This window comes from Salinicola sp. LHM (assembly GCF_034479735.1).
GTDB lineage: Bacteria > Pseudomonadota > Gammaproteobacteria > Pseudomonadales > Halomonadaceae > Salinicola > Salinicola salarius.
The window spans coordinates 2,170,252-2,185,718 of record NZ_CP140261.1; the positions used below are offsets into that span (position 1 = coordinate 2,170,252).

Consider the following 15,467-nt stretch of genomic DNA (forward strand, 5'->3'; position numbering starts at 1 on the left):
CAACACAAGGGAATTCGACATGGCACGTAATGGTATCCGTTACGATGACGTCTGCCGCGCCATCGACACGTTGCAGAAACGTGGCGAGGCGGCCAGCGTTCAGAAGATACGTGAGCTTCTCGGCACGGGCAGCTACACCACGATCAGCGACCATCTTCGCGAATGGCGCTTGCGCCAGAATGGCGATTCGGTGCAATCCATCCCGCGCACCCTCGAGCGCCCGGAAGGCCTGGATAGCTGGGTGGCCGATATCTGGGACAAGGCACAACAGGCAGCTTACGAAAAGCTCGCGATCTACCGGCAGGAAGCCGACGAGCAGATCCGCGAGGCCGACGAGATCAGTCATCAGGCGCAACGCCAGAGCGAGAATGCCGAGCAGCGGCTGCAGGCACTCAACGACCACATGCTCCGCGTTCAGGAACGGCTCGAGACCAAGACGACGGAAGCCGCTCATCTCCAGGCCGAACTCCAGTCATTGCAATCCGCTCAAAGCCAACAGCAGAAGCGCATCCTGCAACTCGAACAGGCCTGCCAGCGCCACCAGTCCAGTCTGGAGCAGGCCGAAAGGCAGCACCGCGACGCGATGGCCAAACAGCATCAGGCCAATCAGGCCAAGCTCGCGCAGGAAGAGAAGCGCCACGAGTCCGCCGAAACGCGTCTCATGGGATTGCTGGAAGAGGCCCGTCAGGAGCGCTTGAAACAGGAAAGACAATACGAGCAGCGCCTGACCTCGCTGGACCAGCGCTGCGAACGCTTGCAGCAGGATCTCTCCGAACAGCGCCGGCAGTATGGTCAGCTTCAGGAATCGCTGCGTGCCGACAAGGTGCACATGGAACAGACCGAGAGTGAAAAGCGGGTCAGCGATGACCGGGTCAAATCCATGCAGCAGGAACGCCAGCGACTGGAAAGCGAACTCAAGAATCTACGGGCAGCCAACCGGGAGCTTCATGAACGTCTGTCTCGTGCTGCCCTGCCCCCAACGGCCAGTTGAAGCCTGCCGAAGCCTGCCACCTCGAGTCATTCGCTGCCGGGTGGCAGCAACCCGACCTCTTCGTAGTAGCGTCTTGCGCCTGCATGCAGTGGTACGGTCAACCCTTCGTGAACCATGGCGGACGGGGTCAATGTCGCCAGCGAAGGGTGTGACCGGCGAAACGCATCCAGGTGCTCGAATACCGCCTTGACCAGTTGGTAGACGCTTTCCTCATCGACATCCTTGCGCGACAGTAACGTCGCCCGGACACCGAAGGTGACGGTGTCGTCGGGATTATTGACATAGGTGCCACCGGGGATCACGGTGAGGCCGTAGTACGGCATCTGCTCGATCAGCGCATCCACCTCAGGACCCGCTACATTGACCAGATGGGCTCCGCAGCCCCGAGTCGCCTCGTCGATCGCCTGCGAGGGATGGCCCACCACATACAGGAACGCATCCAGTTTCCCGCTGCACATGACTCGGCTCATGTCCGTAGGCTTCAGCTCGCTGGCCAGCGCAAAGATGCCTTCCGTCTCCCCCTTCATTTCCAGCAACAAGTTGAGCGTGGCGCGTTGACCAGAACCCGGGTTGCCGACATTGACCCGCTTGCCTGCAAGATCATCGAAATTGCGGATCTCGGGCGGTGTGGCAACCACGGTAAATGCCTCGGCATGCAGCGAGAAAAGCGCTCTTACCTCCTTGCTGGGCCCGCTATCGTAGAACTGCTCGGTGCCGTGGAAGAGCGCATACTGAATATCCGACTGGACGATGCCGAAATCCAGCTCGCCGTTGCGAATGGCGCTGGCGTTGTAGAGAGAGCCGCCGGTCGTCAGCGCCTGGCACGCCGACCCCGTGGCCTGTTGGTAAAGCTCGCACATGGCCTGCCCTACCGGTAAATAGACGCCAGCGCTTCCGCCGGTACCGATCACGATCGGAGACCCCGCCCAGACAGGCAGGCTCCCCAAGGCCAGGAGACAAGCCAGATAACCACGGCAAAGCCGCTTTCCCCATGTCGAATGCATTCACTGATCTCCGCTAACAGCGCTTGTCTGATCGTTCGATTCTGCTTCCGACAACTATCGGCCGCAGGCGGAGAAGCTGAAATTCGACACGAGTTCGCAACGAGACCGGAACCACGAAAACGCGGGGAACCTTCGCCGAAGGCTCCCCGCAGGAAATGGTACCGGTTCGCGTTTTCATCGCCGGGCTTCGGCCCGAGATGCGATCTGGCGCTATCTCGACCGCAAGCCGCGGTCGTGACGATCAATCAATAGTAGGCATTGGTCGTATCGGTGTGATCGGTCACATCGCGAATACCCGCCAATTCCGGGATACGCTCCATCAGCGTCTTTTCGACCCCTTCCTTGAGCGTCAGATCCACCGCCGCACAGCCCTGGCAACCGCCACCGAACTGCAGAACGGCGATCTGTTCTTCGGTCAGTTGAATCAGCCGGATTTCGCCGCCATGCGAGGCCAGACCCGGGTTGATTTCGCTGTACAGGATATAGTTGACGCGATCTTCAAGCGGGCTGTCGGCATTGACCTTCGGCATCTTGGCGTTGGGCGCCTTGATGGTCAGCTGCCCCCCCATACGATCCGGATTGAAGTCGACAACGGCCTCTTCCAGGAATGGCACGCTATTCTTGTCGAGATAGACGCTGAATTTCTCCAGTTCGAGCCGTTCGTCGCTCGGCTCCTCCTCCCCCGGACGACAATAGGCAAGACAGGTCTCGGCGTACGGTGTGCCGGGCTGCGTGATGAAGACGCGTACGGCGATATCGTCGACGTTCTGCTTGGCCAGCAATTCGGCCAGATACTCCTGGCCGCTTTCGGTGATCTGAATCGGTTGGCTCATGAGACTGCGGACTCTGCTTGAGATGTATCGCTATGGTAGAAAAAAGCGGCCATCAAAACAATCCCGAGTGATTTAGTCAGGCTTATTGTCGGACTGTCGTCGAAGTCCCGCCACATGAGCCTTTCTGATACCATGCGGCCCCTTGGCGTCTCGGACGGGACGCAATCGTTTCCCTCGCTGTTGGAGAGTTGCCACCATGCCTGCCATTGACACCACTGCTGCGCCCGATCCGTTGAGTCAAGCACTGAGACAGACGCTCGGCGAGCGCATCGTGATCCTCGATGGCGGCATGGGCACGATGCTGCAGGACTACCGACTGGAAGAAGCGGACTTCCGCGGCAAGCGCTTCGCCGACTGGCCCAGCGAGCTCAAGGGCAACAACGACCTGCTGACGCTGACGCGCCCGGATATCGTCGAGTCGATCCATCGGGCCTACCTCGAAGCCGGGGCAGACATCGTCGAGACGAACACCTTCAACAGCACGCAGCTCTCGCAGTCGGATTACGGCATGGAGTCGCTGACGGCCGAGCTCAACCGCGAGGCTGCCCGTCTGGCGCGCGAAGTCTGCGACGCGGTCGCCGCAGAAACCGGCATCCCGCGCTATGTCGCTGGTGTGCTGGGTCCGACCTCGCGCACCGCATCGCTCTCGCCGGACGTCAACGATCCCGCCAGGCGCAACGTGACGTTCGATCAGCTGCGCGACAACTACACCGAAGCCGCGACGGCCCTGATCGAAGGCGGCGCCGACCTGATCCTGATCGAGACGATCTTCGACACGCTCAACGCCAAGGCCGCGATCTACGCGCTGGAAGCGCTGTTCGAAGCCCGTGGCAAGCGCTTGCCCGTGATGATCTCCGGCACCATCACCGATGCCTCCGGGCGTACGCTCTCCGGCCAGACCACCGAGGCATTCTGGAACGCCGTGCGTCATGCCCAGCCACTGTCGATCGGCCTGAACTGTGCGCTTGGTGCCGAAGAGCTGCGCCCCTATCTCGAAGAGCTTTCCAACAAGGCCGATACCTTCGTCTCCGCTCATCCCAATGCGGGGCTTCCCAACGAGTTCGGCGAGTACGACCAGAGCGCCGAGGAGATGGCGGCGATCGTCGGCGAATTTGCCCGCAGCGGCTTGATCAACGTCATTGGCGGCTGCTGCGGTACGACCCCGGAGCACATCGCCGCGGTCAAGCGCGCCGTCGACGGCGTGGCGCCCCGCCCCATTCCCGAGCGCCCTGTCGCCTGCCGCCTCTCCGGCCTCGAGCCGTTCAACATCGAGGCGGACTCGCTGTTCGTCAATGTCGGCGAACGCACCAACGTGACCGGCTCCGCGCGTTTCAAGCGCTTGATCCAGGAAGAGGATTACACCACCGCTCTGGAAGTGGCCCTGGAACAGGTCGAGAACGGTGCGCAGGTCATCGATATCAACATGGACGAAGGCATGCTGGAATCCGAGGAAGCGATGGTGCGTTTCCTCAACCTGATCGCCGGCGAGCCCGACATCGCCCGTGTACCGATCATGGTCGACTCGTCGAAATGGTCGATCATCGAGGCCGGGCTCAAGTGCATCCAGGGCAAGGCGATCGTCAATTCGATCTCGCTCAAGGAAGGTGAGGAAGCATTCCGACAACAAGCCACTGAATGTCGCCGCCATGGCGCCGCCATCGTCGTGATGGCATTCGACGAACAAGGCCAGGCCGATACCTTCGCGCGCAAGACCGAAATCTGCGAACGCGCCTATCGGCTGCTGGTGGACGAAATCGGCTTCCCGGCCGAAGACATCATCTTCGATCCCAACATCTTCGCCATCGCCACCGGGATCGAAGAGCACAACAACTACGCCGTGGATTTCATCGAGGCGACCCAGTGGATCCACAGGAATCTGCCCCATGCCATGATTTCGGGCGGTGTCTCCAACGTCTCCTTCTCGTTCCGTGGCAACAACTCGGTGCGCGAAGCGATCCATTCGGTGTTTCTCTATCATGCCGTCAAGGCAGGCATGACCATGGGCATCGTCAACGCCGGCCAGCTGGCGGTCTACGACGACCTGCCCGTCGAGCTGCGTGAAGCAGTGGAAGACGTCGTGCTCAATCGCCGTGACGACGGCACCGAACGGTTGCTCGACATCGCCGAGCGCTACCGTAGCGACGGCGGCACGGCCAAGAAGGAAGATCTCGAATGGCGCAGCTGGCCGGTCGACAAGCGTATCGAACATGCGTTGGTCAAGGGCATCACCAGCCACATCGTGGAAGATACCGAGGCAGCTCGTCAGGTCGCCGAGCATCCCATCGAGGTGATCGAGGGACCGTTGATGGACGGCATGAACGTGGTCGGCGATCTGTTCGGCGCCGGCAAGATGTTCCTGCCCCAGGTAGTCAAGTCCGCCCGCGTGATGAAGCAGGCGGTGGCTTACCTGATTCCCTACATCGAGGCAGAGAAGTCCGGCGACACCCAATCCAAGGGCAAGATCGTGATGGCCACGGTCAAAGGCGACGTACATGACATCGGCAAGAACATCGTCGGCGTGGTGCTGCAATGCAACAACTATGAAGTGATCGATCTCGGCGTGATGGTCCCCGCCGAGAAGATTCTCAAGACCGCGCGTGATGAAAACGCCGATATCATCGGCCTCTCCGGGCTGATCACGCCCTCGCTGGACGAGATGGTCCATGTTGCCAAGGAGATGAAACGTCAAGGCTTCGAGTTGCCGCTACTGATCGGTGGTGCCACGACCTCGAAAGCCCACACCGCAGTCAAGATCGCGCCGCAGTACGACGAGCCGGTGATCTATGTCAGCGACGCTTCCCGCGCCGTGGGCGTTGCCAGTCGCCTGCTCTCGCCGACGCAGAAGCCGGCTTATTTTGCCGACATCCAGAAAGAGTACGATCAGGTTCGCGAGCGCAATGCCAAGCGCCGCCCCAAGGCCGCCGACCTCGACTACGCCGCGGCCAGGAAACGCCGCTTCGATACCGACTGGAATGGCTTCGACCCGGTCAAGCCGATCCAGCCCGGACTCACCGTGTTCGACGACTACGATCTCGACGAGCTGGTCGAGTTCATCGACTGGACGCCCTTCTTCATGACCTGGCAGTTGTCCGGCAAGTATCCCAGGATTCTCGAGGATGACGTGGTTGGCGAAGCGGCGCGCAGCCTGTTCCACGATGCGCAGGCCATGTTGCGCAAGCTGATCGACGAGCGTCATCTTCAGGCTCGTGGCGTGATCGGCCTGTGGCCGGCCAACAGTGTCGACGACGATGTCATCGAAGTGTATGCCGATACGCGCCGTGACACGGTAGTCGAAAGACTCCATCATATCCGGCAGCAGAGCACCAAGGGCCGTGATGGCATCTGCTACAGTCTGGCGGACTTCATAGCACCCAGGACCAGTGGCAAACTCGACTGGATCGGCGGCTTCACCGTCACTACCGGACATGGCGTCGACGAGCTGGCCAAGCGCTACGAGGCGGCTGGCGACGACTACAATGCGATCCTGGTCCAGGCCCTGGCCGACCGCCTGGCGGAAGCATTCGCCGAACGGCTTCACGAGCGCGTGCGCAAGGAGTTCTGGGGCTACGCGCCGGAAGAGACACTGGACAACGAAGCCCTGATCGCCGAGAAGTATCAAGGCATTCGTCCGGCGCCCGGTTATCCGGCCTGTCCCGACCACACCGAGAAAGCGGCGCTGTTTCGGTTGCTGGATGCTACGGACAATGCCGGTGTCGAACTGACCGACAGTTTTGCCATGTGGCCTGCCGCAGCGGTATCCGGCTGGTACTTCGCCCATCCCGGAGCGAAGTACTTCTCGACGGGCAAGATCGGTCGCGACCAGGTCGAGAGCCTGGCCCAACGCAAGGGGATGACACTTGCAGAAATGGAGCGCTGGCTGATGCCGGTGCTCTCTTACGACCCCGATGCCAATGGAGAATTGCCTGCCTCGAAGGCCTCGTAGCTTCGCCGGTGTAATAACGGCAAGGTAATAAAATATGATTATTTATTCTTTCATAGAATAAAGCGCACGCGGTAAGGTGCTCGCCTTGGCAATCCATGACTAGCAGGATTAGGCCCGAATGTATCGTTACGATTCCTATGACCAGACGCTCGTCGACGAGCGCGTCGACCAGTTCCGCGATCAGATGCGCCGCTATCTCGAGGGCAAGATCAGCGATGAGGAATTCCTGCCGCTACGCGTGCAGAATGGCCTCTATATTCAGCGATACGCCCCCATGTTGCGTATTGCGATCCCTTACGGAATGCTGGCCTCCTATCAGCTTCGCAAGCTTGGCGAGATTGCCGCACGCTACGATCGTGGCTACGGCCACTTCACCACGCGAACCAATCTGCAGCTGAACTGGCCGAAGCTCGAGGACGTACCGGACATTCTGGCCGATCTGGCCAGCGTGCAGATGCATGCCATCCAGACCAGCGGCAACGATATCCGCAATACGACTACCGACCAGTTTTCCGGTATTGCCGCCGACGAAGATGTCGACCCTCGCCCCTGGTGCGAGCTGATTCGTCAATGGTCGACCTTCCACCCGGAATTCGCCTATCTGCCACGCAAGTTCAAGATTGCCGTGACCGGTGCCGAGGAAGATCGCGCAGCCATCCAGGTCCACGACGTAGGTCTGCGCCTCTGGCGGGACGACGAGGGCGAGGTTCGCGTCAAGGTGCTCGCCGGCGGCGGCCTGGGACGCACCCCGATGATCGCCAGCGTGATGTGCGAGGACCTGCCGTGGCGACATCTGCTCACCTACCTGGAAGCTCTGGTACGGGTGTATAACCAGTTCGGTCGTCGTGACAACAAGTTCAAGGCGCGCATCAAGATTCTGGTCAAGGCGCTGGGTATCGATGAATTCCGACGTCGCGTCGAAGAAGAATGGGTTCATCTCAAGGATGGTCCCCAGACCCTGACCGAGGAAGCGGTTTCCGCCGTGGCCGAGCATTTCGTCGATCCGCCCCGCCGTGAGGTCGCCGAAGACGCCATCGCGGCCTTCGAGCGCCTGCGCGGGGAAAACCGCGCCTTTGCGCGCTTCGTGACCAACAACGTCACGGACCATAAGGTGCACGGCTACAAGGCCGTGACCCTGTCGCTCAAGCGTCACCAGCACTCGCCCGGCGACGTGACCTCCGAGGACATGGCCTCGGTGGCGGACCTGGCCGACGAATTCGGCTATGGCGAACTACGCGTCACTCACGAGCAGAATCTGGTGCTGACCGACGTGCCGGTGGATCGCATGGAGGAACTCTGGCAGCGTCTCGATGCCCTGGGCATGGCCAATCCTACCGTGGGCACCCTGACCGACCTGATCTGCTGCCCCGGTGGCGACTACTGTGCGCTGGCCAACGCCAAGTCGATTCCGATCGCCCAGTCGATTCAGCAACGCTTCGAGGACCTGGATTTTCTCTATGACCTGGGCCCGCTGGAGCTCAACATCTCCGGCTGCATGAATGCCTGCGGCCACCATCACGTCGGCCATATCGGTATTCTCGGTGTCGACAAGAAAGGCGAGGAGTACTACCAGATCTCGCTCGGTGGCAGCCAGGGCAACGAGTCCTCCCTGGGCAAGATCCTCGGCCCCTCCTTCTACCGTGAAGACGTGACGGACGTGATCGACAAGCTGCTCAAGGTCTACATCGGAGAGCGCACCCCCGACGAGACATTCCTGGATACCTATCGTCGCATCGGCCTGAAACCCTTCAAGGAGCAAGTCTATGCCTGAACAGCATCGTACTCTGATCGCTGATCGCCGCGTCCAGGATGACGACTGGGTGCTCCTCGAGGAAGGCGCGGAGCGTCCGGCGGGCGCACGGGTCATCGTTCCGTTGGCGGCGTGGCGGGAAGCTCGGGGCGAAGACGTTGCCCCGCTGCTGACCAGCGACACCGAACTCACGCCCGAACTCGCCGAGGAATTGCTCGATGCATCGCTGATCGCCATCGATTTCCCCAAGTTTACCGATGGCCGTGGCTACAGCATCGCGCGGCTGCTGCGAGAGCGCTATGGCTATGGCGGTCAGGTTCGTGCCGTGGGGGATGTCCTGATCGATCAGCTATTCTACATGTCGCGATGTGGCTTCGACGCCTTCTCGCTGCGCGAGGATCAGATCGTCGAGGATGCCCTGCATGCCCTGGATAGCTTCAGCCTGAGTTACCAACCGGGCACCGATACTACGGAGCCGCTATTCCGGCGTCGGATGCGTGAACGCCAGGCCGGTTGAATCACCGCCATTTCGGCAGACCTTCTCGACAAATATCGAAAGTCGATAAATGTTGGAAGTCGACAAATACCGAAAGCTTGAAGACATGATCGCCCCGGCCCCGCCTGATGACTGCGCCGGGGCGATCGCGTTTCACCCCCGCCGTTTCTGCTGGCGTTCGCGATTACGCGCCCTGGCGCGATCGGACTTGCGCAGCATCACGAAAGTGGCCCCCATCCCGCCTTGCTGAGGTGGCGCCGTACTGAACGCCTGAACCTGCTCGAATTGCCTGAGCCAGTGATTGAGATACGACCGCACGATGTTGGCGTGTCCATCATCATCACGAGTGCGCCCGTGAACGATGAGAACGCTGCGCAGGTCATGTTCGTAAGCGTCACGGAGAAAGCCGAATACCGCGCGACGGCACTCGATCACCGGCATGCGCATGATGTGCAGGCGCGCCTCGGCGGTGTAGCCGCCATGACGCAATCGCTCCAGTACGCCAATCTGAATACCGTCACGGCGAAATTCGATGGGATCGTGCGCACCAACCAGGTCGACGAACTCATCGGAGAGAAAATCGCGTTCATCCTCGTTGGTCTGCAAGGCACTCTCGCGGCGTGCCAGCTGGGCATCGGAGGGTGACGTCTGGGCCCGAACCATCGCGACCTTGTCGCGACCTTTCTTGAGGGGTTGCACATCGTTACCCAAGGCTTCGCGGAATGCCTGGTAGTCGTTGGCAGCGTGACTCATGATGGCGTTCCTCCGTCAGTAACGTGGTTAGCGCTTGGACTTCAAATGCTAGCATGGGGTTCGATGTCATGATCAATGTCATGGCAACCATCTTGCCGACAGGCAGTATCCGCATCTTGTGGAGATTGACGACAATGGCTCTCGCGCCTCGCCATGCCGATAGGGATTTTTCGTGATGCAACGCTTTTGCAAATGGTTTTTCATCTTGCTGGTCATAGGAATCGCCATCGGTTCCGGAGGCTTCTGGTATACCTTCATGAGCCCGTATGGTTACCACCCTCCAGAAACTGCCATTATCGACGAGCGGATTCCGGAGCAGGATGTTTTCGTCTATGGCACGCTGCGCTACGACTGGCTGCGCTGGATCATCATGGGCACGCCAATCGAAACACGCGAGGCGACATTGCCGGGATATCATCGTCAGGATCTCGATATCCAGCCACAGCCGGGTGCCGAAGTGCATGGTGAGGTTCTGACGATCGACCCTGCCGCCCTGAAAGCGCTGGACCGTTACGAGCGTCTAGGCATTCGATATACGCGCGAAAGCGTCAAACTTGCTGACGGCACTACTGCCTGGGCCTACAAACGATTGTTTAATTAAGGTGGTAACGAAAAAAGATAACGGTATAAATGCAGGCGGTTCGATCTAACACCCGATTGAGGCGCCATTGCTACAACCGCTACAATGCGGGTCACCGTCCTCCTGTGAAGACGCTCTGCCACACAAGGTCCCGTTGTACCGATGCCAACGCTCACGCTGTATCACAATCCCCGTTGCTCCAAATCCCGCGAAGCTCTGGCTCTACTGGAATCTCGAGGCGTGGAAGTCATCGAACACCTCTACCTCAATGATCCGCTGACTCGGGAACAGCTCGAGGGTCTGGCCGGACGCCTGGGCGATGATGCCGATCGTATGCTGCGCCGTGACGAGCCAGAGTGGAAAGCCCGGGGCATCGGCGAACCGACACGAACCCAGATCATCGATGCCATCGTCGAACATCCGCGCCTTCTGCAACGCCCCATCGCCGATGACGGCGAATATGCGGTCATCGGACGTCCGCCACAGGCCGTTCTTCAACTGATTTGAATCCCCTGATTTTCCGCTCGCTCTCGAGGAACAGCCATGACCGACCACACGGCCGCCACCAGCCCTACCACGCCTTACGTTCTGGTGCTCTATTACTCGCGACAGGGAGCAACGAAGACGCTCGCAGAGCAGCTGGCCAACGGAATCGAGAGCGTTTCCGGCATTGAAGCGCGTCTGCGCACTGTGCCGGCGGTCTCGCCGGTCTGCGAAGCGACTGCGCCGGAAATACCCGACGAGGGTGCCATTTACGTCGACGAAGCCGATCTACGCCACTGCTCGGGCCTGGCGCTGGGCAGCCCGACCCGATTCGGCAACATGGCCGCACCGCTCAAGTATTTTCTCGATACGACCAGCGGGCTCTGGATGAATGGCGCGCTGGTCGATCGGCCCGCGACGGCGTTCACCTCGACGGCCAGCCTGCACGGTGGGCAGGAAAGCACCTTGCTGACCATGCTGATCCCGCTACTTCATCATGGCATGGTGTACGCTGGCGTCCCTTATAGCGAGACGACGCTGTTGAGTACCCAGAGCGGCGGAACGCCTTACGGCACCAGCCATTTGGCCGGCCCGAACGCAGATCGGGAAGTCGACACCGATGAGCGCAAGTTGGCATTCGCGCAAGGTCGCCGCCTCGCTCAGCTTTCCCTGGCACTCAAGGCGATGAGGGATGCACGTTCATGAGTGAAGTTCCCACCCAGCATTCAGAGATAGCGGCTCTCGGCACAGCCCGACGCGCGGTATGGATTGCCTATGCGACGCTGCTGGCGCTGCTGGTGATCAGCGGCATTTGGCATTATATCCAGCAGCATGCGCAGGTCGCGGCGCTACTGGTGAGAATCCTGCCACTGGTACTGTTTCTACCGACAGTGTTGATGCAGCGGCGTCGAGGCCATATCTGGTTGACGGCCCTGGGCGTGCTTTACGTCGTTCAAGGCCTGATGATCGTCAGCAAGGGCGGCGGTTCGGTGCTGGTTTTTGCCGAAATTCTGGCCGCCGGCGCATTGGCGATCATGGCCTACCGATACGCTCGCTTGCGTGGCAGGCTCGATCGTCGCGTCTCATGAGGCCTTCGAGCATCTTGATTCTTGCCATGCTGGCAATCAGTGTGGCCTGCAATCTGTTTGGCTGGCCGGTCTGGCCGGCCGCCGTACTGGCCTGGCTGGCAACGCTGCGGCTATTTCGCACACTTCCTCGGACTTCGCGCCGTCAGGCCGGCACGCTCTTTGCCGCCGGCCTGTTGCTGTGGGGCGTGGCGCTGGTTCGCGGAACGCCCTATCCCTTGCTGGAAGCGCTCACCATCAATCAGTCGCTGCTGATGATGTTTGCCGGCGTGAGTTTTCTGACCATGGCCACGCCCATGGCCACCAAGAACCCACAACGGCCAGGTAGCATGATCGGCACCATGCTGGGCGCCCACCTGTTCGGCGCGGCCATCAATCTCTCGGTGGTCTTCCTGTTCGGTGAACGCATGCAGCGGGAAGGAAAACTGACGCGCTCACAGGCGCTCATCCTCGGGCGAGGTTTCACTGCCGCCGCGGCCTGGTCGCCGTTCTTCGTCGCCATGGGCGTGGCGCTGACCTACGCGCCCGGGCTCAACTACTTGAATCTGGGGAGCCCGCAGAATTCGGAAAAAATCGTACGCTAAGGTTTTCCGGGCAACCGTAGCGGCCTGAACTTCCCGTCCTCCAGCCTGCGGCTCTGCCGCCAGACGTAATCGCCGGTCAGGTTGATGTGTTCCCAGCCCAGCGGCGACAGGTATTGCAGCAACTCACCGTTCACCGGCTTGCCGACCTCGACCAACCCCTGAGTGGCGCGCTCCAGGTACACCGTGTTCCACAACACAATGGCGGCCGTCACCAGGTTCAGGCCGCTGGCCCGGTAGCGCTGCTGCTCGAAGCTCCGATCCCTGATCTCGCCGAGGCGGTTAAAGAACACCGCCCTGGCCAGGGAGTTGCGCGCTTCACCCTTGTTCAGTCCAGCATGCACGCGGCGGCGCAGTTCGACGCTTTGCAGCCAGTCGAGGATGAACAGGGTGCGTTCGATCCGGCCCAGCTCGCGCAGGGCCACGGCAAGGCCATTCTGGCGTGGATAGCTGCCGAGCTTTCGCAGCATCAGCGAGGCAGTGACGGTGCCCTGCTTGATCGAGCTGGCGAGGCGCAGGATGTCGTCCCAATGGGCGCGGACGTGCTTGATGTTCAGGGTGCCACCAACCATTGGGCGCAATGTCGGGTAGTCCTGGACGCTATTCGGCACATACAGCTTGGTTTCGCCGAGGTCGCGGATGCGCGGTGCGAAGCGGAAGCCCAGCAGGTGCATCAGGGCGAAGACGTGATCGGTGAAACCGGCCGTGTCGGTGTAGTGCTCCTCGATCCGCAAGTCGGACTCGTGGTACAGCAGGCCGTCGAGCACATAGGTGGAGTCACGCACGCCGACATTCACCACGCGGGTGCTGAACGGTGCGTACTGGTCGGAGATATGGGTGTAGAACAGTCGCCCCGGCTCGCTGCCGTACTTCGGGTTGACGTGCCCGGTGCTTTCGCCCCGGCCGCCCGCCCGGAAGCGCTGGCCATCGGAGGATGAGGTGGTGCCGTCGCCCCAGTGGGCGGCGAAGGCATGGCGGTACTGGTGGTTGACCAGCTCGGCCAGGGCCGCCGAATAGGTTTCGTCGCGGATGTGCCAGGCTTGCAGCCAGGACAGCTTGGCGTAGGTCAGGCCGGGGCTCGACTCGGCCATCTTGGTCAGCCCGAGGTTAATCGCATCGCCCAGGATTGCTGACAGCAGCAATGTCCTGTCTTTGGCCTCGGCACCGTCCTTCAGGTGGGTGAAGTGGCGGCTGAAACCCGTCCAGTCGTCCACATCCATCAGCAGTTCGGTGATCTTGATGCGCGGCAACAGCTGACTGGTCTGGTCGATCAGCGCCTGCGCGGTATTGGGCACCGCAGAATCCAGCGGGGTGATCTTCAGCCCGGACTCGGTGAGGATGGCATCGGGCAGCTCGTTGTCCTTGGCCAGCCGGGTTACGGTGGCCAACTGCTCGTCCAGCAGCTGTAAGCGCTCTTCCAGGTACTGGTCGCTGTTCGGGTTGATCGCCAGGGGCAGGGCCTGTTCCCGCTTGAGCGCGGCGAACTTCTCTGCCGGCAGCAGGTAGTCGTCGAAGTCGCGGAACTGCCGTGAACCCTTGACCCAGATGTCACCGGAGCGCAGGGCGTTCTTCAGCTCGGACAGCGCGCAGATTTCGTAGAAGCGTCGGTCGTGGCCTTCCGGGGTGATCACCAGCGGCTTCCAGCGCGGCTTGATGAAGGCGGTAGGGGCATCCGCCGGCACCTTGCGCAGGTTGTCGGCGTTCATCTCGCGCAGGGTCTGCACGGCCGCCAGCACGCCTTGCGCGGCCGGTGCAGCGCGCAGTTCCAGCACCTCCAGCAGGGCCGGCGTGTAACGGCGCAGGGTGGCGAAGTTCTCGCCGACCAGGTGTAGGTGGTCGAAGCCCTCCGGCCGGGCCAGCAGCTCGGCCTCGCTGACGCTCTCGGTGAATTCGTCCCAGGGAATCACCGCCTCGATGGCGGCGTACGGATCGCTGCCGTTTTCCTTTGCCTCCAGCAGAGCCTGGCCGATCTTCGAGTACAGGCGCACCTTGTCATTGATCGCCTTGCCCTGCTTCTGGAACTGCTGCTGATGCTTGTGCTTCGCGCCGCTGAACAGCTTGACCAGGATGCGGTCGTGCAGATCGACCAACTCATCAATCACAGTCGCGGTGCTCTCCAGCACTACGGCGGCCAGGGTCGCGTAGCGCCGCTGCGGCTCGAACTTGCCAAGGTCTTTGGGCGTCATCTGCCCCCCTTCGCGGGCCAGCTTGAGCAGGCGGTTCTGGTGGATGTGCCGGCCCAGCCCTTCGGGCAAGTCCACCAGCTGAAATGTCTTCAGCCGCTCGATGTGCTTAAGCATGTGCCGAGAGTTGGGTTTCAGCGGTGCCTGGCGCAGCCAGGTCAACCAGGTGATGCTGCTGCCGGCCTTGAGCTTCAGCAGTTCGTCCAGCTTGGCACGGTGCGAGTCCGTGAGTGGTTCGACCAGGGCGCGGTAGACCCGCCGATTAGCCCGCGCAATGGCCTCCGAGCAGGCCCGATCAATTACGCTCAGCGCCGGCAGGATGCGCCGCTTCTGCCGCAGGCTCTCCAGAGCCTGGCTGGCCAGCAGCAAGCCCTTGTCGGTCTGCTGGGCCAACTCGGTCAGCTCGCGCACGAGGTTGCGGAAGTCGGACAGGCCAAACGGGGCCAGTTGCAGGTAGGTGCGCAGTTCATGGGCGTGCTCGCGGCGGGTCACGTCGCGTTCGCCGTACTTCGCCCAACTCGCCGGGTCGGCCTGAACCTGCTTGGCCACCCACAGGATGACCGGCTCGGGCGGCTCGCTGTCGGTGCCCAACGCATAGCCGGGGTAGCGCAGCAGGCTGAGCTGCACCGCGAAGCCTAGGCGGTTGGCGTCGCCGCGCCGCTGGCGGATCAGCGACAGGTCGGAGTCGTTGAAGGTGTAGTAGCGGATCATGTCATCCTGGCTTTCTGGCAACGCAAGCAGGGTGTCCCGCTCCGTGGCCGAGAGGATCAAGCGACGCGGCATGT

The 15,467-nt window shown here is 61.3% G+C and carries 13 protein-coding genes; 9 read left to right on the forward strand and 4 right to left on the reverse strand.

All coding sequences use genetic code 11. The features are described 5' to 3' along the window. The first annotated feature begins 19 nt into the window (after positions 1 to 19). Positions 20 to 991 carry a DNA-binding protein gene (locus R5R73_RS10030; RefSeq protein ID WP_110632721.1) on the forward strand — a complete coding sequence of 324 codons (972 nt, stop codon included), beginning with the start codon at positions 20 to 22 and terminating at the stop codon, positions 989 to 991. 26 nt (positions 992 to 1,017) lie between these two features. On the opposite strand, the gene R5R73_RS10035 is transcribed toward R5R73_RS10030, so the two are convergent. Both R5R73_RS10035 and nfuA read right to left on the reverse strand, forming a co-directional pair. Next, positions 1,018 to 1,995 (reverse strand): TAXI family TRAP transporter solute-binding subunit, encoded by a 978-nt coding sequence (locus tag R5R73_RS10035; protein ID WP_110632718.1) that lies wholly within the window; start codon positions 1,993 to 1,995, stop codon positions 1,018 to 1,020. Positions 1,996 to 2,240: 245 nt separating this feature from the next. After that, positions 2,241 to 2,828, reverse strand: coding sequence for a Fe-S biogenesis protein NfuA (gene nfuA / locus R5R73_RS10040; RefSeq protein WP_071231194.1), 588 nt, complete (start codon positions 2,826 to 2,828; stop codon positions 2,241 to 2,243). Between the two features lie 196 nt (positions 2,829 to 3,024). On the opposite strand from nfuA, the gene metH reads away from it, so the two are divergent. The 3 genes from metH to R5R73_RS10055 all read left to right on the forward strand — a co-directional run bounded on the left by metH (position 3,025) and on the right by R5R73_RS10055 (position 9,038). After that, entirely contained in the window at positions 3,025 to 6,771 is a 3,747-nt protein-coding gene (gene metH, locus R5R73_RS10045; RefSeq protein WP_322527430.1) for a methionine synthase, read from the forward strand. A 118-nt stretch (positions 6,772 to 6,889) separates the two neighbouring features. Beyond that, positions 6,890 to 8,542 carry a nitrite/sulfite reductase gene (locus tag R5R73_RS10050; RefSeq protein WP_322527431.1) on the forward strand — a complete coding sequence of 551 codons (1,653 nt, stop codon included), beginning with the start codon at positions 6,890 to 6,892 and terminating at the stop codon, positions 8,540 to 8,542. After that, a complete protein-coding gene (locus R5R73_RS10055) occupies positions 8,535 to 9,038 on the forward strand; it encodes a DUF934 domain-containing protein (RefSeq protein WP_322527432.1) in 504 nt (167 codons plus the stop codon). Before R5R73_RS10050 ends, R5R73_RS10055 begins: the two co-directional genes overlap by 8 nt. Positions 9,039 to 9,170: 132 nt before the next feature. Here R5R73_RS10055 and smrA read toward each other — a convergent pair whose 3' ends face one another. Continuing rightward, positions 9,171 to 9,770 carry a DNA endonuclease SmrA gene (smrA, locus tag R5R73_RS10060; protein ID WP_322527433.1) on the reverse strand — a complete coding sequence of 200 codons (600 nt, stop codon included), beginning with the start codon at positions 9,768 to 9,770 and terminating at the stop codon, positions 9,171 to 9,173. Positions 9,771 to 9,945: 175 nt separating this feature from the next. On the opposite strand from smrA, the gene R5R73_RS10065 reads away from it, so the two are divergent. The 5 genes from R5R73_RS10065 (at position 9,946) to R5R73_RS10085 (ending at position 12,502) form a co-directional block, all read left to right on the forward strand. After that, positions 9,946 to 10,371: a gamma-glutamylcyclotransferase family protein gene (locus R5R73_RS10065; protein ID WP_322529579.1), complete on the forward strand. Its 426-nt coding sequence runs from the start codon at positions 9,946 to 9,948 to the stop codon at positions 10,369 to 10,371. Positions 10,372 to 10,512: 141 nt separating this feature from the next. Beyond that, positions 10,513 to 10,857, forward strand: coding sequence for an arsenate reductase family protein (locus R5R73_RS10070; protein ID WP_071231200.1), 345 nt, complete (start codon positions 10,513 to 10,515; stop codon positions 10,855 to 10,857). Between the two features lie 36 nt (positions 10,858 to 10,893). Further along, on the forward strand, positions 10,894 to 11,538 hold the full coding sequence (wrbA, locus tag R5R73_RS10075; protein ID WP_322527434.1) for an NAD(P)H:quinone oxidoreductase: 645 nt from the start codon (positions 10,894 to 10,896) through the stop codon (positions 11,536 to 11,538). Next, a complete protein-coding gene (locus R5R73_RS10080) occupies positions 11,535 to 11,921 on the forward strand; it encodes a DUF2069 domain-containing protein (protein WP_071231202.1) in 387 nt (128 codons plus the stop codon). The genes wrbA and R5R73_RS10080 overlap by 4 nt, the downstream gene beginning before the upstream one ends. 26 nt (positions 11,922 to 11,947) lie before the next feature. Beyond that, positions 11,948 to 12,502 (forward strand): hypothetical protein, encoded by a 555-nt coding sequence (locus R5R73_RS10085; RefSeq protein ID WP_322527435.1) that lies wholly within the window; start codon positions 11,948 to 11,950, stop codon positions 12,500 to 12,502. Here R5R73_RS10085 and R5R73_RS10090 read toward each other — a convergent pair. Then, complete coding sequence (locus R5R73_RS10090; protein ID WP_011005944.1) at positions 12,499 to 15,465, reverse strand: Tn3 family transposase; 2,967 nt, start codon at positions 15,463 to 15,465, stop codon at positions 12,499 to 12,501. The genes R5R73_RS10085 and R5R73_RS10090 overlap by 4 nt on opposite strands. Between the last annotated feature and the right edge of the window lie 2 nt (positions 15,466 to 15,467).

Excerpts from the sequence above, each read along its gene's own strand:
- R5R73_RS10030 (WP_110632721.1), top strand. The coding sequence starts at position 20 with ATGGCACGTAATGGTATCCGTTACGATGACGTCTGCCGCGCCATCGAC.
- R5R73_RS10035 (WP_110632718.1), bottom strand. The coding sequence starts at position 1,995 with ATGCATTCGACATGGGGAAAGCGGCTTTGCCGTGGTTATCTGGCTTGT.
- nfuA (WP_071231194.1), bottom strand. The coding sequence starts at position 2,828 with ATGAGCCAACCGATTCAGATCACCGAAAGCGGCCAGGAGTATCTGGCC.
- metH (WP_322527430.1), top strand. The coding sequence starts at position 3,025 with ATGCCTGCCATTGACACCACTGCTGCGCCCGATCCGTTGAGTCAAGCA.
- R5R73_RS10050 (WP_322527431.1), top strand. The coding sequence starts at position 6,890 with ATGTATCGTTACGATTCCTATGACCAGACGCTCGTCGACGAGCGCGTC.
- R5R73_RS10055 (WP_322527432.1), top strand. The coding sequence starts at position 8,535 with ATGCCTGAACAGCATCGTACTCTGATCGCTGATCGCCGCGTCCAGGAT.
- smrA (WP_322527433.1), bottom strand. The coding sequence starts at position 9,770 with ATGAGTCACGCTGCCAACGACTACCAGGCATTCCGCGAAGCCTTGGGT.
- R5R73_RS10065 (WP_322529579.1), top strand. The coding sequence starts at position 9,946 with ATGCAACGCTTTTGCAAATGGTTTTTCATCTTGCTGGTCATAGGAATC.
- R5R73_RS10070 (WP_071231200.1), top strand. The coding sequence starts at position 10,513 with ATGCCAACGCTCACGCTGTATCACAATCCCCGTTGCTCCAAATCCCGC.
- wrbA (WP_322527434.1), top strand. The coding sequence starts at position 10,894 with ATGACCGACCACACGGCCGCCACCAGCCCTACCACGCCTTACGTTCTG.
- R5R73_RS10080 (WP_071231202.1), top strand. The coding sequence starts at position 11,535 with ATGAGTGAAGTTCCCACCCAGCATTCAGAGATAGCGGCTCTCGGCACA.
- R5R73_RS10085 (WP_322527435.1), top strand. The coding sequence starts at position 11,948 with ATGCTGGCAATCAGTGTGGCCTGCAATCTGTTTGGCTGGCCGGTCTGG.
- R5R73_RS10090 (WP_011005944.1), bottom strand. The coding sequence starts at position 15,465 with ATGCCGCGTCGCTTGATCCTCTCGGCCACGGAGCGGGACACCCTGCTT.